The organism is Pseudonocardia sp. ICBG1293 (genome assembly GCF_020131355.1).
GTDB lineage: Bacteria > Actinomycetota > Actinomycetes > Mycobacteriales > Pseudonocardiaceae > Pseudonocardia.
Genome location: NZ_JAHLEL010000068.1, coordinates 47882 through 66911, shown reverse-complemented (window position 1 = coordinate 66911; position 19030 = coordinate 47882). Strand labels below are relative to the sequence as shown.

Below are 19030 nucleotides of genomic sequence, written 5' to 3'. Positions count from 1 at the left end.
CCTGTACCGGGGCCTGGCCGAGCAGATGCGCGCCCAGGGCGACCGAGGCCGGGACGCCTACGACCAGGCCCCGTACGTGCCCGGCCCGCACGCCGTCCTCTAACCGGCACCTGACCAGCACACACACCGAAACAGAATGGAGATGACGGTGATGGCGACACTGGACGTGGACGGGAACTACGAGTTCCTCTCAGCCGCTCTGCGGGACGCAGCCTCAGACCTGGAACAGCTCATCGGCACTCACCGCTCGCTGGTGGACGAGTTCGAAGGTCACGGCTGGACCGGCCTGGACGGCCTCGACGGTGCGGGCACCCATGTCGGTGCGGTGATCGACAACCTGTCGGCTGTGGCGGAGCGGATCGGTGTGGGTGGGCAGATCGTGCGTGACGCCCTGACCGCCAATCACATGATCACGCGGGCGTCGAAGGCGTCCCTGGGCCACGGCTGACTAGCGGGTGGGTTTCGAGTCCCGCCCACACCACGGGTGGTGGGCGGGCGCTCCGGCTCCATCAGCACGGTTCTGACCAGTAGAAGAAGGAAGGACGGTCATGACCCGGTCGAAGTCTGTTCCGACGATCACGCGGAAGACGCGGTTCGAGCATGCTGCCCGGCTCGCGGCGCAGCGGGCCGAGGCGCGGCCGCAATCCCGACAGACCGCCCGCGACCGCGACGGTGCTGTCGACGACACGACGACTGCACCCGGCTCGGGTGCAGTGCTGGGCGTGCTCTGGTCGCGGGTGAAGGGAACGGTCGTGCCCGGCGCCGACGACGTGGCAGCGGCGGCCTCGGCTGGTGGTGATGATCGGGTGGAGAACGCGCGTCGGGTGTTGGTTGCGGCCCGGAACCGACGGCGGCGGTGGCCGTGGATCCCGGCCGCACTTGGTGGTGTGGCCGGGATGGGTGGGCACTGGCTCGGCGCCGGGCTGGCGGCGGTGGCCGGTGCGGACCCGGCGGTCCTCGCCGCGCCCGCCGCGGCGGTGCCGTTGGGTGCAGCTGCGGTGGTCGCTGCCCGCTACCGGTCGGCGGTCGGGCGGTGGTGGCCCGAGCTGGCCGGTAGTGGTGCGGGTGCATCAGTTCTGGCCTATCACCTCGCCGCGGCCGGCCCGTCGCCGCTACTCGCCGCCGCCGCGGTCCTCGGCACCACAGCGATCGGTGCCCGCTGGTGGCGGGCACACCCGATCGGGCCGCGGGTTGCGGCGTTGACGCCGCCGCAGCAGTTGCCTGCGGTCGCGCCGCCGGACCCGGAGCACGACCGGTACTGCTTGGCGTGGGCGGAGACCAACGCCGCCAGGAACGGGAAGGTCCCCGGGTCACGCCTGACCAACCGCACCGACGACGCATACACGACGTGTTTCGATGTGGTCCTGGCCCGCGGGACACACACCCTCGATGACCTGGTCTCCCATCGGGTACGCCTGGCCGGTGGGCTCGGGCTCGACGCCGACCGGGTCCTGTTCGCGCCCGGGCGCCGTGGGGAAGGTGCGGCGCGGGCGCGGTTGACGATCATCCACACCGACCCGGTCGCGCAGACCCGGTTGTTCACCGCGCCACGCGTGGCCGACGGCGTGATCAAGGGTGTCGGCCGGTCGATCGACGGGTCCGGCGAGGTCGATGTGCTCATGTGGGATGACGGCGGCACCGTCCCGACCGCGGTGCTCGGGTCGACCGGTGGCGGGAAGTCCGGCGCTACGAACATCCTGGTGACCTCGGCGTTGTCGACCGGCGTCCTGAACCTGCTGTATGCCGATCCGAAAGGGAACTCCTCCACCGCCCTCGCGACACGGGCGCGGGTCGCGGTCATCGGCAAACAGAACGTCCTCGCGTTGCCGCGGCTGGTCACTGCGATCCTGGCCGCGCGCGCACAGATCGCCGCCGAGGCCGGCTCCGATCTGATCTTCCCCAGCCAGGACGTCCCTGGGTGGATGTTCCTGCACGACGAGTACTCCTTCGTCGCCCACGACCCGAAGGTCGCCGCACTCTGGACCGAGACCGTCAACACCGTCCGCGCCCTGGGCATCTGGCTGGTCGGGCTCAACCAGTCCCAAGGACAAGCAGCGTGGGGCGGGGACCATGCCCGGTCGGCGTTCGCGGCGCAGGTGATCGCGTTCCGCACCAACTCGAAATCATCCTCGGATCTGGTGCCGGGCCTGCTGTTCGACCCGGCCGAGCTCCCGCTCAACGATGCCCGGCCGCGGCGGCCGGTGCCCGGGATGGCCGTACACGCCCACCTGGACGCGCCGGTCCGCTGGGACTGGCTGCCCTCGGACGCGGACGCGGCCCGGATGGTCAGCAAAGGCCTCCCGGCGCCGGCGTTGACCGCCTCGACCGCGTTCGACCGCTACTTCAACCAGCCGGAGTTGCATCCACTCGACGACGCCGCGATCACCAGCGTGCTCGGCCCGGCGGTGGGCGGGCGGTGGCAGGTCGGCGGGCTCGGTGGCACCCACCACCTCCTCGACACTGACGGGCCCGGCCCGGCCGGCTTTCCGGGCGGCCCGCGGCGAGCCGCGTGGGGCACCCGCACCACCGGCGCCGGTGGTGCCGACACCGCCGCTCTGTCAGCTGCTGCTGCGGAGGTCGTGTTGTCGCCGGTGCAGGCCGAGGTCCTCGCTCTGATCCAGGGCGGGACCGCCACGACCGGGAACCTGGTGGACGCGGCGACCGTGTCGAAGGCCGCCGTGCACGACGCCCTCGACACGCTGATCGGGTGCGGCCGCATCAGTCGTGTCGCCCGGGGCCGCTACCAGGCCACCCTGGATGATCGAACCCCGGATGATCGGGATGAGCAGGACTCGACATCATGACCCGGATGAATCAGGTGCGCAGGCGTAGCCCGGTCGGGGAACGGCGGGCCGCGACGCTGCTGATGGCAGCCCTCGCCCTGACCGTGTTCGTACTGGTCGAGGTCTGGGCCCTCCGCGACGACACCGACACCGACACCGGTTCAGGCGCGGCGGGGTCGGCGGAGATGGTGACTGCGGCCGGGCCGGTGGATGTGTCCGGGCTGCGGGTCGCCCCGGACCGGCACGGGCGTGACTACCGCCGCGACGCGTTCGGTCCCGGCTGGGCGCTGGCGGTCGGGCCGGGCTGCGATGTCCGCGACGCTGTCCTGGCCCGCGACCTCACCCAGACGACGGTCACGCGTGGCTGTGACGTGACAGTGGGGACGCTGCGGGATCCTTACAGCGGGCAGACCGTGACCGGCCCGACCCGTGACCTCGATGTCGATCACGTCATCCCGCTCGCGTTGGCGCATCGGTCCGGCGCGCATGCCTGGACCGATGCCCGGCGTGAGGAGTTCGCGAACGACCCGGACAACCTGCGCGCGACCACCGCGCAGGTCAACAGGTCGAAGTCCGACCACGGCCCCGAGCACTGGATGCCCCCGGTCGACGCGTGTGCCTACGCCCACGACTTCGTCCGAGTCGCGGCCCGCTACCAGCTCACCGTCACCGCGCAGCGCGCCCACGCGCTGCAGAGCGCCTGCCGATGAGCAGGCACGTCATCGCTTGACCGTGAAGGAGCGGAGGTCATCATGTCGTCCGGTATGACGGACGTGTCCTGGCCGGGCGCTGGACTCTGTGCCCAGACCGACCCGGGTGTCTTCTATCCCGAACCTGGCGAGCCCGCCGATACCGCGAAACGGATCTGCACGCTGTGCCCGGTCCGGCTCCCGTGCCTGGAATACGCCCTGGCCACCGGCGAGCAGTACGGGATCTGGGGCGGACTGTCAGCGAACCAACGACACCACCTGCGCCGCGGCATCCCCGGTACCGCAGCGTCCGCGGCGGGGGATCGGAGATGTTCGTGATCCGCCCGCCCGCAGACCTACCAGCGTCGGCGTCGCTGCCGCGACCGGGCCGGTGGGGCGGATGTGGCGACCGCGAGCGACCTGACTACTGTCTGTCCCCCGAATACGACAAACGGCCCCCACCCACCAAGGAAAAGGGCCGCCAGTCGTCCATCCAACCAGCCGTGAGGCTGAGATAGGAGAACTCTACCTATGACCGGCCACCCCGGCCACCCCGGCCACCCCGGCCACCCCGGCCACCCCGGCCACCCCGGCCACCCCGGCCACGAGCCGTTTACACCTGTTGACCTGTGGGTCTCCGCATCGACGGGTGGTGTGCGATGAGCACGCCCTGGAGGAACTCCCCACACCGCGCCGCGCCGGCGGTGGCCGGTCGGGAGCCGTTCACCGTGGGTGTGGCGTCGGCGACGAGCATCGGGCTCTCGCCGCGGTGGGTGCATTACAGCGGTGTGTCCCCGGCCGCGCGGGTTGCGGCGGAGGTCCTGGCCGATATGGCCACGATGCGCCCGGCCGGTGATCAGGCCCCGGTGCTCGATCGTGAACGGCTGGCCTATCACGTCGGTGTCGGTCGCGCGGACAAGCTCGCCCCGATCCTGGCCGAGTTGATCGAGATCGGATTCCTCACCGTCTACGACGGTGGTGCCGACCCGGACACCGGTCGCCGTCGGCAGCGCCGCGACGGCCGCGGCCGTCCGGTCCCGGACCGGTTCGCGGTCAGTCTGCACCCGCCGGCCGGCTACCGCGGCGCGGCGACGCTGACCGAGGCCGACGCCGCGTTCACCGCGGCGCGGGACGCGGTCTACCGGGACGTCGAAGCGACCGGGAAGACGCCCCGCGCGGGGCGTCACACCATCCCACGGCCTCGCCCAGACCGTTCCCGATCGCCGCAGGTCAGCACTGTCCCCGGATCTCGGGGACAGGTCGAAGGTCCTGTCCCCGAGATCCGGGGACAGGAAGAGTTCGCCCTGGTCGGAGCTGTCCCCGAGATCGGGGGACAGGGTGAGCCGACTGTCCCCGGATTCCGGGGACAGTCAGAGTTTGTGCAGGTCAGGACTGTCCCCCGTTTTCGGGGACACCTTCAGATCGAGAGATCTTCGATCTCTCTCGAAGAGAGAGAGATCGAAGGATCGAGCGCGCTCGCGCGCGGGTCGGCTCCGCCGCCCGCTCCGAGCGCCGCGGCGGCCGCGCCAGCCGGGTTCGGTCGCGGCGGTTCGGTTGTCGAGGCGGTCGGTCTCGGGGCGGGCGGTCTCGCCGAGCGCACTGGGCTCGATGGCCGGGCCGAGGCATTCACCGAGGCACTCACCGAGCCGGTCGATGAGGCGCTGGATGTGTCGCTGGGGGTCGAGGCTCGGGAGGTGGTACGTCGGTTGCCGTGGGTGGCGTGGGCGCAGGCTCGGGGCAAGACGGGGTGGCGGTTGACCCCGGCGGATGCTGATCAGGTCCAGGCCGCGATCTGTGAGGCCGTGTCCGTGCACGGGCTGTCGTTGGTCGAGGCGGCAGTGATCGGGCAGGCGGCGTTGTCGGAGGCGAAGGGCGCCCCGGTCGTCTACGTCGTGAACGCCTTCACCCGCCACCTCGCTCGCCGACGCCGCGCTCTGACTGCGGAACCACTGGCCGAGACCCCGCTGCCCTTGCTCGACCCTCCAGTCCGCCGCGACGGCCCACAGCGGCGCTCTCAACGCCCGGAACAGGCCACGCAGGATCAGCCGGCGGCTGCTGGCGTCGACCCGGTCTCCGTTCCTGAGCAGGTCGAGACCTCGGAGTCGTCGGCGGCGTGTGGGATGTGTGAGGCCCGTGCCGGTGACGGTGCGGTGATGCGGACGGTCGACGGGGGCGACGGCCGGTGTGTGCCGTGCCCGGCCTGCCGTCCCGGTCAGAGCTCGGCGGTGACCGCGTGAGCACCTCGACACCGGCCTCGGAGTCGGGTGCGGGGCCGTTGCCGCCGCACGATCTGGTCGCCGAGCAGGCGGTGCTCGGGGCGATGATGCTCTCGCCTGAGGTGGTCGGGGAGGTCACCGAGACGGTGACGGTCCGGGATTTCTACCGGCCCGCACATGCCGCCGTCTATCAGGTGATCTGCGGCCTCGATGCCAGCGGGGAGCCGTCGGATCCGGTCGCGGTCGCCGCCGAGTTGGACCGTCGCGGGGAGCTGGGTCGGATCGGTGGCGCGGCGTCTCTACACACCCTGATCGCGGCCGTACCGACCGCGGCGAACGCCGCCTACTACGCCGAGATCGTGGCCGAGAAAGCGACGCTGCGCCGCCTGGTTGAATCCGGGATCCGGATCCAACAACTCGGCCACATCGGCGTGCAGTCGGGGGAAATCAGCGGGGTCATTGACCGGGCTCGTTCTACGCTGGACGGCGTGTCGGCTGTGCATGATGATTCCGCTGGGTGTGTCGCGTTCGGATCCGGTCACGCCGCGTGGCTCGCCGGGCTGGACGGCCTGCAAGCCGGCTGGGGTGAACCCGGGCTGCCCAGCGGCCTGGACGACCTGGACGAGGTCACCGGCGGCTGGAAACCCGGCCAGCTGATCGTGATCGCCGCCCGCCCCGGGCTCGGGAAATCGACCCTGGCCCTGGACATGGTGCGGGCAGCATCAGTCCGGCACGGCAAGACCAGCGTGATCTTCTCCCTGGAAATGTCCGAATCCGAGATCCGCGACAAGATCATCGCCGCGGAGGCGCGAGTCCGGGTCTCGGATCTCCGCACCCCACATGCGCTCGATCAGGTCGCCTACGAGCGGATCACCGCCGCCGCGACCCGGGTCCTCGCCGGTGGCGAGTTGTTCATCGACGACACCGCGACCACAACGGTCTCCCAGATCCGGGCGAAGGCGCGCCGGGTGCAGGCCCGCCACGGCCTGGACCTGATCGTCGTGGACTACCTCCAACTCATGTCCTCCGGTAGCCGGGTGGAGAACCGGCAAGTCGAGGTCAGCGACTTCTCCCGACAGCTGAAGGTGCTGGCGAAAGACTTCGACGTCCCGGTGATCGCGCTATCCCAGCTCAACCGCGGACCCGAACAACGAGCCGACAAACGACCCGTGCTATCGGACCTACGCGAGTCCGGCGCACTGGAACAAGACGCCGATATCGTGATCCTGCTGCACCGCCCCGACGCCTACGACCACAACGACCCCCGCGCCGGGGAGGCCGATCTGATCCTGGCGAAGAACCGGGGCGGCCCCACCCGCACCATCGCGGTGGCCCACCAGCTGCACTACAGCCGCTTCGCCGGACTGGGCCGCCGATGACCGCCGACGAGCTCACCACCGGCACGAACACCCTGGCCGTGCCAGCACCCAAGCCTGAGCTGAAGCCGAAGTCAGGGCCCGAGACGGTGGTGTTGCTGTTCGGTCCGGGTGCGTTGCGTCGGTTGCAGGACGGGACGAAACGTGCCGCGGTGGTCCCTGCGAAGCAGGTTGGATCGCTGAAGGTCGGGTCGTCGTTGACGGCGAAGTCGGTATTCGGCGACGCTCGCCTGCCGCTGCAGGTGCGGGCCCGCCACGACCTGCCCGGCGGTATTGACGGGCTGCCCGCACTCGCGGAGACGGCGGGCCTGACACTCGCTGATTTCACGGTGGAAACGGAGTGGTCGGGTTACCTCACGACGGCGCGGCAGAACGTCCCGAAAGCGGCGGTCGTGCTGGTCGTCGACCCGGCCGGGCCGATGACCGGGACGTTGTATGACAAGAAGAAGAAAAAGAAGACCTCCGGGTCGGGGCCGTGGGCGTGGTACCGGGTGGACCTACAGCTGCAGCCGGTGGCGGATGCCCAGATTCACCCGGCCGACCGCAAGCCCCTGGCGACGCGGATCAGGACGGTATGTGACCGGCTCGCCCCCGAGGCCCAGATGCGTGAGGCGGTGGATGCGGTGGCCGAGGTGTTGCTGGGTTCGCACCGGGCCCACGGGACGATCACCCGCGAGCTGCGGGCCCGGATCGGGTCCGCCCAGACTGATGCGGCGGTGGCGTGGTTGCGGCGTAACAAGCTGCTGGTCGGTCTGGGTGCTGAGCGGGTGTGGAGCCCGCGCCTGTTGGTCGGGTTGCGGATCCAGATGCCGGCCTCGTTGGCCGGGGACCGCACACCCGAACCGGATACCGCCGATGTGGCGGGCGCGGTGGCCGGCGTCCGGTGAGGAGGGTGGTCGCGCCGTGAGCGAGCCCGTGGCCGAGTCGTCTGTGTGGGTGGGCGGGTATCGGATCGAGGCCGATGTGGAGCTGTCCAGCGACTGGCTACCCGCGTCGGCGTTCACGATGATCTATCCGACGGTGGAGGGTGCGATCCCGGTCGCGATCGAAGGGGTCGCCGACGCCGAGATCGACGAGGTACGGATCGTGCACGTGGCCACCGGCCGGGTCGCGTGGCGGTCCACCGACGACGACGTCGACGGCCCCACGGTGGACCCGGCCAGATGGGACTGTGCTCGGCCGGTCGTGTCCTGCCGACTATCGAGGGAGAACCGGTATGGGAGGTCGGGCCGCGAAGGTCGTCGTCAGCGAGGCGTTGTCGACGGACACCGATCAGCGCCATGTCGTGGTCGCTGCATCGACCGGTGAGATTCTTGATGACGCGCAGGGACGCGGATACAAGACCGCGCATGATGCGTATCGAGCCTATACCTACAAATCGCTGGCGCCGCCGAAGCGGCATGTCGTGAAGCGGAAAGTCACGACATGGTGCGCCGAGCACGAGGCGCTCATAGCCGATGCCAAGAACATGGCGTTCCACGCGGCGCAGGACGGGGAACCGCTCACGACAGCCGATGTTGAGCGGCTGTTGTTTGAACACGGTGTCCTTGAGTTGCCGTTCACGGTCCGGGACTTGATGCGGCACTGGTGACGATCGTTCCCGGTCCGGGGGCGGTGTTGACCGGCCCGGCTGGATCGTGACGCAGCTGTGGGGCCGGCGGACAGGAATCTGTCCTTGAGCCGGTGATTTGGGCCGTTGATCGCGACGACGACGCGGTGTTCGTCTGGTTCAGAGCTGGAGACCGCGGCGGCGGTAGGCGCTGTCCCGGTCCAGGTAGGACACGGCGAGTGCGGCGATGGCGATGGTCAGTAGTTGGATCTCATCGGGGGTGTAGTGATCCGGCAGTGCCCGTCCGAGGATGTCGCCGCCGGTGTCGTCGGGGTCGTAGGGGGCATCGGCGGGTGGGAGCTGGGCGGGGCCGGCGTAGCCGTCGGCGATCGTTCCGCGGCGGCAGTGGCCGGAGAAGTAGTCCATCAACGCATACGAGGCCTGGTAGAGGTGAGGGTCCTGACAACATGTCTGACGATCCGCGGGATGCTGCTCCGTGCGGTCGTCGGCGGGCCCGGTCCGTCCCTTGCGGCCTGGCAAGAAGGACCGCCGCAGGGGTGGGCCGAGGCTGCCATGCCCTGATCGCGGTCGGCCTCGGCCCTGGGAGGGTTGCTCCCGCCCCGGACCGTGCTCCCCAGCCAGCCGGGTGGAGTCAACCGAAGCACCCGTACAAGGCTGAGTGTGACCTATAACCCATTAGTGAGTAAGAGGTCGCGCGGATTGGTTGGTGATCATGGACGTCGTGCAGGTCGGGCGTTCCAGCGGTGTGTGGTCCAGGCCTGCCGAATCAAGCTACGGAGTGTGACGATCGTGTCGGCGAGGTCGAAGAACGCGTCGACGACGATTTCTCGTCGTTCGTAGCAGCGCTGCAGCCGGTTGAAGCTGTTGTGCCAAGCGTTGGTCCGCTCGACGTGCCAGCGGCGGGTGGCCTGGATCGGCGCTTTCTCACCCTTGTGCGCGATCTCGCCGTGCAGGCCTCGTTCGGCCAGCGTGTCGCGGGTCTTGCCGGAGTCATAGCCGGCGTCGAGGTGCACGGTGATGTCGTCGGGCAGCGGGCCGAGAGCATCGAGGCGGTCGAGGGTGGGGCCCAGTAGCGGGGAGTCGTGCCGGTTGGCTCCGGCCAGGACTCGGCCCAGCGGGATGCCGTATCCCTCGACGAGCACCGAACGTTTCATACCCTGTTTGCGCCGGTCCACCGGCGACGGACCGGCGACCTCGCCGCCGCCGGGGGCCTTGGTGATGGCGCCATCGACGGCGATGTCGTGCAGCAGCAGACCGACGATGCGGTCGTAGGCGTCCAGGACGATCCGACGCAGCTGGGCGAAGACCCCGAGCCTGATCCACTCGTCACGACGATCGCGGATGGTGGTCGCCGAGCAGGTGCTGTCAGCGATGCCCTCATACAAGCAGCCGAACCGCAGTACCTGCAGGAGCTTGTCGAACACGATCCGATCCGCGATCCGGCGGCGATGGCAGCCCAGCGGATGGGTGGGATCGAACTCGTCTCGATGAGGCAGCAGCGCGGTGAACTGGTCCCACAACGGCTCGGTCAGCCATGATGGCAGGGTGGGCACGCGGCCTCCAGACGATCACGAAGCGTAGATAACTTCATGATCGGCAGGCCCGTACCCGCCCTCGCCCCCAGACACTCGACCGCGGCCAAGCTGTGACCAATCCGCGCGACCTCTAAGAGCGCCCGGCAAATGAGGTCGTGGGGGTGTCGTTGCAGGTAGAGGCACGGACCTGCAAGTGATCATGGGATTGCTGATGTCCTGATGGTCGCCTGGAGGGTCCGTGCCTCTACCTGCAACGACACCCCCACGACCTCATTTGCCGGGCGCTCTAAACATACTTCGGATGGCGGTGTCATGGCCTGCGCCCAGCTGGACGACGACCAGCACACAGCATGCTGCCGACGGGTGTGTGTAGTGGCATCCACCAGAGTGGTGTGCGACCGGCTCGGTGACGGGCAGAGCCCGGGGTTGGGCGGCCACCGCGTGATCTTCTTGAGCACCTCTCACGGAACTCAAGAAGCCGGGTGTGCTCGCTGCTCGCCGGAGTTTTAGAGCGCCCGGCAATTGATGGTTATCGGAGTCGACGGGTCGTGGGTCGGGTTGTCCAGCGGTAGCGGCTGCGGGCACGGTTGATCAGCCGGCGGATCACGGTGAGCGCGGCGGCGAGGTTGAGGTAGAACTCGACGATGATCTTCCGGCGATCGGTGAACCGGCGCAGCTTGCCGTAGCCGTTCATCCAGGAGTGCGTGCGCTCGATGGGCCACCGTCGTCCTGCCTGGATCGGAGCCGGGACCCCCGTGGTCGCGATCTCGCCGGTGAAGCCCAGGGTGTGCAGCAGAGTACGGGTCTTGCCGGAGTCATAGCCGCGGTCCAGGTGCACGGTCGGGAACAGATCACCACCGTGGGCGTCGCGGTGGCGGGGCAGCGGGCCGATCATCGTCACGATGCCGGTCAAGGTCGGTTCCAGCAGGGGCGAGTCATGGTCGTTGGCTCGCGCCGCGACCAGGTGCAGCGGGATGCCCTGGTCATCGCAGGCCACGGACCGTTTCGTGCCCTGCTTGCCGCGGCCGACAGGGCTGCGGCCGGCCACCTCGCCTCCGCCTGGTGCCTTGGTGATCGATCCGTCGACCGCCAGATCGTCAAGATCCAGGCCGAGTATCTGGTCGTAACCGGCCAGCGCGGTGCGGAGCAGTTCCTCGCTGACTCCCGCGGTGGCCCAGTCATCGAGACGGCGGCGGATGGTGCGGTCCGAGCAACCCGGCGTGGCGATGCGTTCGTAGCCACTACCGTGCACCAGAGCGGCAACGACGTGGTCGAACACGACCCGATCAGAGATCCGGCGACGGTGACAGCCCCACGGATGGGCCGGGTCGAACTCCGGGCGCCGCTCTGCCTCGATCAGGGCAGCGAACTCGACCCAGAGGGGGTCGATCAGCGATTCTGGCAATAGAGGCACGGACCCTCCAGGCGACCATCAGGACATCAGCAATCCCATGATCACTTGCAGGTCCGTGTCTCTACCAACACCGACACACGGCCACCTCTACTGCCGGACGCTCTAAGAGGTCGTTTCAGAACGACTTGTCGAGTTTCCATTGACCCCTCGACGACAGATCAAACGGCAGGTCAGATAGCCGCTTGTCGTCTACAACAGACACGTCGACCTCGTTCTGAAATGACCTCTTAGAGGTCATTTCAGAACGAGGTCGACGTGTCTGTTGTAGACGACAAGCGGCTATCTGACCTGCCGTTTGATCTGTCGTCGAGGGGTCAATGGAAACTCGACAAGTCGTTCTGAAACGACCTCTAAGGCCGGCTCTTCTCGCCGGAGGCGAACAGGTAGACGAAGCCGCTGTACATGATGGTCAGCAGGGTGTAGCCGCATAGGTAGCTCAGGCCCGGTGTCACGGCGTCGAGCGCGGTCTTGACCGGTGACAGGCCGAAGGTGTTCGAGGCGGCAGCGATCGCGAACAGCAGCGTGATGGCCTTGTTCCAGTCGGTGGGCTCGTCGGTGCGGGCCAGGACTGTCAGCCGCCATCCGGTCAGGATGAGCAGCGCTGTCCAGAGGGGGTCGCCGTAGTATCCGGGAATAATCGGGCGGATATGGCTGGGTAGGCTCCTGACCAGGGGGTTTCTGGGGTTCTGGTCGGGAGGTTGTCGGGTGGTCGCTCCGGTGTTCACAGACGTCGAGCTGGAGAGGCTGCGGCGGTTCCCGGAGATCGGCCGGGAGGAGTTGTTCCGGTTCTTCACGCTGGCCCCGGCGGACGTTGCGTTTGTTGATCCCGGTCGGGGCCGGGGCGCGGCGGATCGGCTGGGTCTGGCGGTCGCGGTGTGCTCGTTGTCGTGGTTGGGGTTCGTGCCGGATGAGGTGGCGTCGGCGCCGCAGGCGGCGGTGGTGCGCCTGGCTGAGCAGTTGCGCGTGGATCCGGCCGTGATCGGTTCGTATGGGCGCCGGGCGAAGACCCGCACCGAGCATCTTCGGCTGGCGGCGCAGTATCTGGGGTGGCGGCCGCCGACGACGCTGGAGATCAAGGAGCTCGACGAGTTCCTGCTGGCGCGGGCGATGGAGCATGATTCGCCGACGCTGCTGTTCCGGCTGGCGTGCGAGTTCCTGATCTCGGCGCGGGTGATCCGGCCGGGACCGGTGACGGTGGTCAAGCGGGTCGCCCACGCCCGCGAGGTGGCCCGGCAGGAGACGTTCGACCGGTTGGCGCACGAGTTCACCGACGCCCGCCGCGTCGGGCTGGACGGGCTGCTGGTGGTGGATTCGGAGATCGGGATGACCCGGCTGCGGTGGCTGGGGAAGGGGCCGGTGGAGGCCTCGCCCGCGGCGGTGAAGGCCGAGATCGCGAAGCTGGAGTTCCTGCGCGGAATGGACGCCCACGCGTTGGACCTGTCGGTGCTGCCGGCCGAACGCCGCCGGTTCCTGGCCACGGTCGGTCGCCGCCTCACCGCCCAAGCGCTGGAACGGCGGGAGCCGGAACGCCGGTACCCGATCTTGCTGACGTTGCTGGCCCAGTCGGCGACCGAGGTGCTCGACGAGGTGGTGGCGCTGTTCGACCAGGCGCTCTCGGCGCGGGAGAGCAAGGCCGCGCACAGGATGCGGGACTATCTGGCCGAACGCGCCAAGTCCGGGGAGGACCGCCAGGAGCTTCTGGACGCGATCTTGGCCATCGTGGCCGACCCGGCGGTGCCGGACGGCGATGTCGGCGGTCTGATCCGGGGCGAGCGGGTCGGCTGGGACCGGCTGCGTTCGGCGCAGTCGAGCGCGTTGCCGCCGCTGCCGCGCGATCACGGGCACCTCGCCGCGCTGGACGGCTCGTACGGGTACCTGCGCCAGTTCACCCCGAACGTCCTCGACGCCGTGACCTTCGCCGGCGGCACCGCCGCGGCCGAGCTGCTGGAGGCGGTGGCGATCCTGCGGGAGCTCAACGCCACCGGCGCCCGCAAGGTCCCCGACGACGCGCCGAGCGGGTTCGTCCCGGCCCGCTTCCGCGGCTACCTGGACACCGCCGCGGCGAACCGCAGCGCGACGGCGTATCGGCATTACTGGGAGCTGTGCGTGCTGCTGGCCCTGCGGGACGGGCTGCGCACCGGGGACGTGTTCGTGCCGGGCAGCCGCCGTTACTCCGACCCGGCCGCCTACCTGCTCACCGAGGACAAGTGGGCGGATCAGCGGGCGGAGTTCTGCCGACTGGTCGGCAAACCCTCCGACGCCGCCACCGGCCTGGCCGAGGCCGAAGACGAGCTGCACACCGCGCTGGGCAAGCTGGAAACGACGCTCGCCCACGGCGACGGCCCGGTCCGCCTGGACGACGACGGCGATCTGGTGATCTCCCCGCTGACCGCGGAGGACATCCCGGCCGAGGCGAGAGCGTTGAAGGCGGAGCTGACCGAGATGCTGCCGTTCGCGCCGATCGTGTCGCTGCTGATCGAGATGGACAAGCGCACCGGGTTCCTGGACTGCTTCACCCACGCCGGCGGCAAGCAGGCCCGCACGCGCGAGCTGAAGCGGAACCTGATCGCGGTGTTGCTCGCCCAGTCCACCAACCTCGGGCTCACACGGATGGCGGACGCGTGCGGGATCTCCTACGACATCCTGGCCTGGACCGCCGAGTGGTACGTACGGGAGGAAACGCTGCGGGCGGCGAACCTGGCGCTGATCGGCTACCACCAGCGCCTGCCGCTGACCCCGGTGTTCGGCACCGGCACGCTGTCCTCTTCGGACGGTCAGCGGTTCCCGACGCGAGGTAAGTCGGTCACCGCCAGGGCTCTGAGCAGGTATTTTGCGCACGAGGGCCTGTCGACCTACACGCACGTGACCGATCAGCATACCACCTACGGCACGAAGATCATCGTCGCCACGAAACGCGAGGCGCACTACGTCCTGGACGAGATCCTCGGCAACGCGACCGACATCCCGATCACCGAGCACGCCACCGACACGCACGGCGTCACCCTGGTCAACTTCGGGCTGTTCGACCTGCTCGGGTTGCAGCTCTCACCGCGGATCCGGGACCTGGGCAAGATCACTCTCTACCGGACGGGTGCGAAGGCGGCGGCCGAGACGGCGTTCCCCCTGACGGGGCCGCTGTTGGCTCGCAAGCTCAACACCGACCTGATCGCCGAGCACTGGGACGACCTGCTGCGCCTGGCCGGGTCGCTGAAGTTCGGGCACGCCACCGCATCGCTACTGGTCGGGAAACTCTCGGCGTCCGGGCGGCAGAACGCGCTCGCCGCGGCGCTCAAGGAGTACGGCGCGCTGCGCAGAACCGTCTACACCGCCCGGTACCTGTCCGATCCGGCCTACCGGCGCAAGATCTCCCGGCAGCTGAACAAGGGCGAGTCGCTGCACGCGCTCAAGCGGGACCTGCTCTACGCCCACGAGGGCATGATCCGCGCCCGACACCTGGAGGGACAGACCGAGCAGGCGTGGTGCCTCACCCTCGTCACCAACGCCGTGGTCACCTGGACGACCGAGTACTACGGCCTGGCCGTCGAGCAGATGCGCGCCGCCGGTCGCCGCATCGACGACGAGGTCCTGGCCCACATCTCCCCGGCCCACTCGGAGAACATCAACTTCTTCGGCGCCATCGAGGTCGACATCGACGGCGAACTCGCCCAACTCAGCCCGACCGGCTACCGACCACTACGTGTCCGCGACACCCTGTTCTGATCAGGTTCGCCGTCCTCACGACGCGACGCCCCCGTCATCGGGCAAGTTTCACTCACTGGCCAGCCACCACAGCACCCATCGTCGCTGCTCAGACCCACTGTCGTCTCTGGCAGCGCACTCCGTGGCCACTGCTGTCGAGACGAGTCCATGGTCGCTTCCGCCTCGATAGATTGAGACACGCGATAATCGCGGCTTATCTGACCTATCCCCACGAACCACGAGGTCACAGCCCTGCATCCTCCATATCCGCCCGAAAAATTCCGGATACTACGGCGCCCCCCTGTCGGCGCCGAGGCCGCCGAGCTGGTGGGCAAGATCGTCGCGAAGGGCCGTAAGTACGGAGTCACACTCCTGTTCGCCACACCGGTGCCCTCGGCGGAGTCCCTGCCGAGGGCGGTGGCGAAAGTCCTGTCCAACCGGGCGTGCTTCGCGATCGGCGACCACCAGGGCAACGACGCGATCCTCGGCACCGGCAAGCACCAGGCCGGGATCTCGGCGACCACGCTGCGCCCCATGACCGTGAACACTGACGGCACGGTCGACCTGGGTGACCTCGGCACCGCCATGACCTCCGGGTTCACCCCCCGCGACGGGTTGATGCGCTGCTTCTACATCCCACGCGGCGACGGCACCGACGAACTGACACCGATCGTCGAACGAGCGGTGAAACTCCGTCAGGAAGCCGGGCTCGCCACCAGCCCGGCACCGGCACCGGCCGCGCAGCGGGATCTCCTGGAAGACCTGCTCCACGTCCTCGCCGAGGCAGGAGCCAAGCGGATGCGCACCCAGGAAGCACTCGCCGCCCTCGCCGAACTGGACCGGGCGCACTACAGCTCGTGGACCTTCGCCCGCCTCGCCGACGCCCTCCCCGAACAGGCGCGGCCCTACAAGTCCGACGGCGTCATGGTCCTCAACACCGCACGCCTCCACGAAGCCCACAACGAAGCCCACACCGCCCACGAATCCATCACCGACAGTGATGGAAACGGGCTCGGCCAGAAGGGCCACTTCTAGCCGGAGCCGGTCAGGGAGGCGTCAGGGAGGCAGGGAGTTCTCCCTCCCACCTCCCTGACGCCTCCCTCCCTGCCCTGATCTGCACTGACAGTCACTCAGGGAGTCCAGGGACCCACCCACTCCAGCACCTCTGAAACCCGCTCACACGCAGGGAAGAAGGCACCTCGACGCCTCCCTCCCTCCCCTTCGGCATGCCGAAAACAGGAGACCCCATGACCACACACAGTCACCACTCTGGCCGACTGGAACCACCCGAGGTGCTCGCGTCTCGCGGGCTGCCACACCCGGCCCCGCGCTTCACCGATAGCGACCGGGCCGAGGCCTTGGAGGTGATCGGGTTCGTCGACCCGGTCGTCCTTGCGGCGGTGCTCGGGCGGGCGCAGCCGTCGGCGCCGCTGCTGGTTGCTGCGAGGGTCGGGGTGGAGGTCGCCGACCTCCGGCACGCGCACTGGACCGCCCTCCGCGACGCCAGCAAGGCCATCTCCGTCGCCTACGCAGAAGCGGGACTGGCCCGGCTGCCGTCCCTCACGGAGTTGCTGCGGCGCCGCTACCCGCCGAACGGCGACATCGACGAATGGATCCACGACCGGGCCGTGGCATGACCACCCAACAGCATTTCGGCTGGTCAGCACTGACACCCGACACCGGGGTCACCCCGACAGCGCCCCGAGCGACCGCGGGGTCGGGGGCAAGTCGACCCGGACCACAGCCCGCCCCGGCGGGCGAGGACCGGAAGCGACGCGGCAGCACCGGGTCTCCCGACCGTCCCGGATGGCTGCCCGGGCCGCCGACGGGCCTGAACGCGCCGAGCTGGCGGTGCTCGTCGACGGGCCCTGGCAGGGGCGCTGGTACTGGCGTGCCGACCTGACCGCCATGCAGACCGCGGCCCGGCGCTACCCCGACTCGCATCCCGCAGCCGAACTCCGCACCTACACCCCGACCGAGACCTGGACCGAGCACCCGGTCGAGCCCGGCGTGACCGGCCGCGTCTGGCGACACCACCCGACCACCACGACCACCCCAGCGACCTTCTGGAGGAGCACGTGAGCACCCCCGACCGCCACGAACCTGCAGGTCAGGGTCTAGGTGCCGAAATGGGCACCAAGACCCCGACCCCGCCCGACCCGCCGACCGGCAGCGCTGTTCCCGGCCCGGACGGGGCGGTGATCCTCGACGACCTGGAGGCCGCGCTGCGCCGCTACGTGTTCCTGCCGTCGGATGCGGCCGTGGTCGCGGTGACACTCTGGATTGCCGCCACGCATGCCCAGCCTGCGTGGGCGCACGCCCCGCGCCTGGTGGTGCGGGCACCGGAGAAGCGCTGCGGGAAATCGAGGCTCCTGGATGTCGTCGAGGGCGCGTGTCATGACCCGTTCATCACCGTCAACGCCACCCCCGCGGCGGTCTACCGGTCGATCACCGCTGACCCGCCCACGATGCTGGTCGATGAGGCCGACACGATCTTCGGACCCGCCGCCACCGGCCACGAAGACCTGCGCGGACTGTTGAACGCCGGACACCAACGCAACCGGCCCGCGAAGCGCTACGACCTGAACAAGAACCGGGTCGAGTCGATCTCCACGTTCGCGATGGCCGCGCTGGCCGGGATCGGACGGATGCCCGACACCATCGAAGACCGCGCCGTCGTGGTCCAGATGCGCCGCAGAGCCCCCGGAGAACACGTGGCGCCGTATCGGCTCCGACGCGACCGGCCGCGCCTTCAGCGCCTCGCTCAGCGCCTGAACGCATGGCTCCGCAACGACCTCACCGCACTCGAAGCGGCCGAACCGGCCATGCCGGTCGAAGACCGGGCCGCTGACACCTGGGAACCGTTGATCGCGGTCGCCGACCACGCCGGACGAGACTGGCCCGACCGCGCCCGCGCAGCCATCCTCGCCCTCCAAACCGAGGACACCGGCGACGACCGCTCCGAACGCATCCGCCTGCTCGCCGACTGCCACCAAGCGTTCGGCACCGAGACCGCGATCCCCACACAACAGCTCCTCCGGCACCTCCGCGCCGACCCCGAAGCACCCTGGACCGACTACGGACCACGCGGCGAAGGACTCACCGCTCGACGTCTCGGCGTACTGCTCGCCGAGTACGACATCCGCCCTGCCCCGATGCGCTTCGCCGGGCTCGGACAAACCCGGGGCTACCTGCGTGCTGCGTTTGCTGACGCCTGGCGCCGTTACACGCCTGATCTCGTCACCGACAGTGCAGACGGCGACGAAGAAGGAGACGAAGCAGTGTAGTAGCTGGTCAGGGCGCGTTCAGGAGGATCTTCGGCTCATGTGAGCGTGCGGTTCGTTGAGGGGGTGTGACGGGTTGACCCGTCACACCCCCTCAACCCGTCACAGGCAAAATCTGGGTCTGACCTGCACAGACGGAAGATCTGTGACGGGTGTGACGGGTTGTGACGGGTTGGGGGTCGTTTCGGGACATCCCCCGGAATCTCACCGTGCGTGACGGCATCGACGATCCCCCGTCGCAGCGGCCGCCTCCTCTCCGTAACGCCGTGCGTCGGCGAGGAGGCGACCAACGGCACCGACGGTGCTGTCGACACGCTCAGCGATCTCCTGGTAGGTGAGCCCCTGGAGTCGGAGGGCAACTACCTCCGCTCGGCGCTTCTGAGCTCGACGTTCGTACTCGTCGCGGGGCTCAGCGAGCATGGCTCGAATAGTCCTCGGCGTTACCCCAAATTGTTCGGCTAGGT

Annotated in this window: 20 protein-coding genes; 14 read left to right on the top strand and 6 right to left on the bottom strand. The window is 69.0% G+C overall.

Annotation, left to right across the window (positions count from 1 at the left end; all coding sequences use genetic code 11):
• Positions 1 to 148: 148 nt before the first annotated feature.
• The 9 genes from KPF47_RS35865 to KPF47_RS35825 all read left to right on the top strand — a co-directional run bounded on the left by KPF47_RS35865 (position 149) and on the right by KPF47_RS35825 (position 8655).
• On the top strand, positions 149 to 448 hold the full coding sequence (locus KPF47_RS35865) for a hypothetical protein (protein ID WP_224389020.1): 300 nt from the start codon (positions 149 to 151) through the stop codon (positions 446 to 448).
• 100 nt (positions 449 to 548) lie between these two features.
• A complete protein-coding gene (locus tag KPF47_RS35860; protein WP_224389021.1) occupies positions 549 to 2804 on the top strand; it encodes a hypothetical protein in 2256 nt (751 codons plus the stop codon).
• Positions 2801 to 3493: an HNH endonuclease family protein gene (locus KPF47_RS35855; protein WP_224389022.1), complete on the top strand. Its 693-nt coding sequence runs from the start codon at positions 2801 to 2803 to the stop codon at positions 3491 to 3493. Before KPF47_RS35860 ends, KPF47_RS35855 begins: the two co-directional genes overlap by 4 nt.
• A 42-nt stretch (positions 3494 to 3535) precedes the next feature.
• On the top strand, positions 3536 to 3811 hold the full coding sequence (locus tag KPF47_RS35850; protein WP_308015578.1) for a WhiB family transcriptional regulator: 276 nt from the start codon (positions 3536 to 3538) through the stop codon (positions 3809 to 3811).
• A 320-nt stretch (positions 3812 to 4131) separates the two neighbouring features.
• On the top strand, positions 4132 to 5709 hold the full coding sequence (locus tag KPF47_RS35845) for a hypothetical protein (RefSeq protein ID WP_224389023.1): 1578 nt from the start codon (positions 4132 to 4134) through the stop codon (positions 5707 to 5709).
• Positions 5706 to 7067 carry a replicative DNA helicase gene (dnaB, locus tag KPF47_RS35840; protein WP_224389053.1) on the top strand — a complete coding sequence of 454 codons (1362 nt, stop codon included), beginning with the start codon at positions 5706 to 5708 and terminating at the stop codon, positions 7065 to 7067. Before KPF47_RS35845 ends, dnaB begins: the two co-directional genes overlap by 4 nt.
• Complete coding sequence (locus KPF47_RS35835) at positions 7064 to 7951, top strand: hypothetical protein (protein ID WP_224389025.1); 888 nt, start codon at positions 7064 to 7066, stop codon at positions 7949 to 7951. Before dnaB ends, KPF47_RS35835 begins: the two co-directional genes overlap by 4 nt.
• A 16-nt stretch (positions 7952 to 7967) precedes the next feature.
• Positions 7968 to 8372 carry a hypothetical protein gene (locus KPF47_RS35830; RefSeq protein ID WP_224389054.1) on the top strand — a complete coding sequence of 135 codons (405 nt, stop codon included), beginning with the start codon at positions 7968 to 7970 and terminating at the stop codon, positions 8370 to 8372.
• Positions 8350 to 8655: a hypothetical protein gene (locus KPF47_RS35825; protein ID WP_224389055.1), complete on the top strand. Its 306-nt coding sequence runs from the start codon at positions 8350 to 8352 to the stop codon at positions 8653 to 8655. Before KPF47_RS35830 ends, KPF47_RS35825 begins: the two co-directional genes overlap by 23 nt.
• A gap of 138 nt (positions 8656 to 8793) precedes the next feature.
• On the opposite strand, the gene KPF47_RS35820 is transcribed toward KPF47_RS35825, so the two are convergent.
• From KPF47_RS35820 to KPF47_RS35805, 5 genes are all read right to left on the bottom strand, one after another.
• A complete protein-coding gene (locus tag KPF47_RS35820) occupies positions 8794 to 9153 on the bottom strand; it encodes a hypothetical protein (protein ID WP_224389056.1) in 360 nt (119 codons plus the stop codon).
• Between the two features lie 191 nt (positions 9154 to 9344).
• On the bottom strand, positions 9345 to 10187 hold the full coding sequence (locus KPF47_RS35815) for an IS5 family transposase (RefSeq protein WP_224389057.1): 843 nt from the start codon (positions 10185 to 10187) through the stop codon (positions 9345 to 9347).
• Between the two features lie 511 nt (positions 10188 to 10698).
• The gene (locus KPF47_RS35810; RefSeq protein ID WP_224388065.1) at positions 10699 to 11583 is read right to left on the bottom strand and encodes an IS5 family transposase; all 885 of its coding nucleotides are present in this window, start codon (positions 11581 to 11583) and stop codon (positions 10699 to 10701) included.
• Between the two features lie 115 nt (positions 11584 to 11698).
• Entirely contained in the window at positions 11699 to 11821 is a 123-nt protein-coding gene (locus tag KPF47_RS39465; protein ID WP_255659583.1) for a hypothetical protein, read from the bottom strand.
• A gap of 112 nt (positions 11822 to 11933) precedes the next feature.
• Positions 11934 to 12308 (bottom strand): hypothetical protein, encoded by a 375-nt coding sequence (locus KPF47_RS35805; protein ID WP_224389031.1) that lies wholly within the window; start codon positions 12306 to 12308, stop codon positions 11934 to 11936.
• On the opposite strand from KPF47_RS35805, the gene KPF47_RS35800 reads away from it, so the two are divergent.
• The 5 genes from KPF47_RS35800 (at position 12301) to KPF47_RS35780 (ending at position 18569) form a co-directional block, all read left to right on the top strand.
• Entirely contained in the window at positions 12301 to 15303 is a 3003-nt protein-coding gene (locus KPF47_RS35800; RefSeq protein ID WP_224386186.1) for a Tn3 family transposase, read from the top strand. The two genes, KPF47_RS35805 and KPF47_RS35800, sit on opposite strands and share 8 nt — an antisense overlap.
• Positions 15304 to 15609: 306 nt before the next feature.
• Positions 15610 to 16317, top strand: coding sequence for a hypothetical protein (locus KPF47_RS35795; RefSeq protein WP_224392908.1), 708 nt, complete (start codon positions 15610 to 15612; stop codon positions 16315 to 16317).
• A gap of 257 nt (positions 16318 to 16574) precedes the next feature.
• On the top strand, positions 16575 to 16919 hold the full coding sequence (locus KPF47_RS35790) for a hypothetical protein (protein WP_224392903.1): 345 nt from the start codon (positions 16575 to 16577) through the stop codon (positions 16917 to 16919).
• Between the two features lie 169 nt (positions 16920 to 17088).
• Complete coding sequence (locus KPF47_RS35785; RefSeq protein WP_224392902.1) at positions 17089 to 17364, top strand: hypothetical protein; 276 nt, start codon at positions 17089 to 17091, stop codon at positions 17362 to 17364.
• 47 nt (positions 17365 to 17411) lie between these two features.
• On the top strand, positions 17412 to 18569 hold the full coding sequence (locus tag KPF47_RS35780; RefSeq protein WP_224392901.1) for a DUF3631 domain-containing protein: 1158 nt from the start codon (positions 17412 to 17414) through the stop codon (positions 18567 to 18569).
• Between the two features lie 201 nt (positions 18570 to 18770).
• On the opposite strand, the gene KPF47_RS41250 is transcribed toward KPF47_RS35780, so the two are convergent.
• Positions 18771 to 18986, bottom strand: coding sequence for a sigma factor-like helix-turn-helix DNA-binding protein (locus tag KPF47_RS41250; protein WP_224392910.1), 216 nt, complete (start codon positions 18984 to 18986; stop codon positions 18771 to 18773).
• Positions 18987 to 19030: the final 44 nt, after the last annotated feature.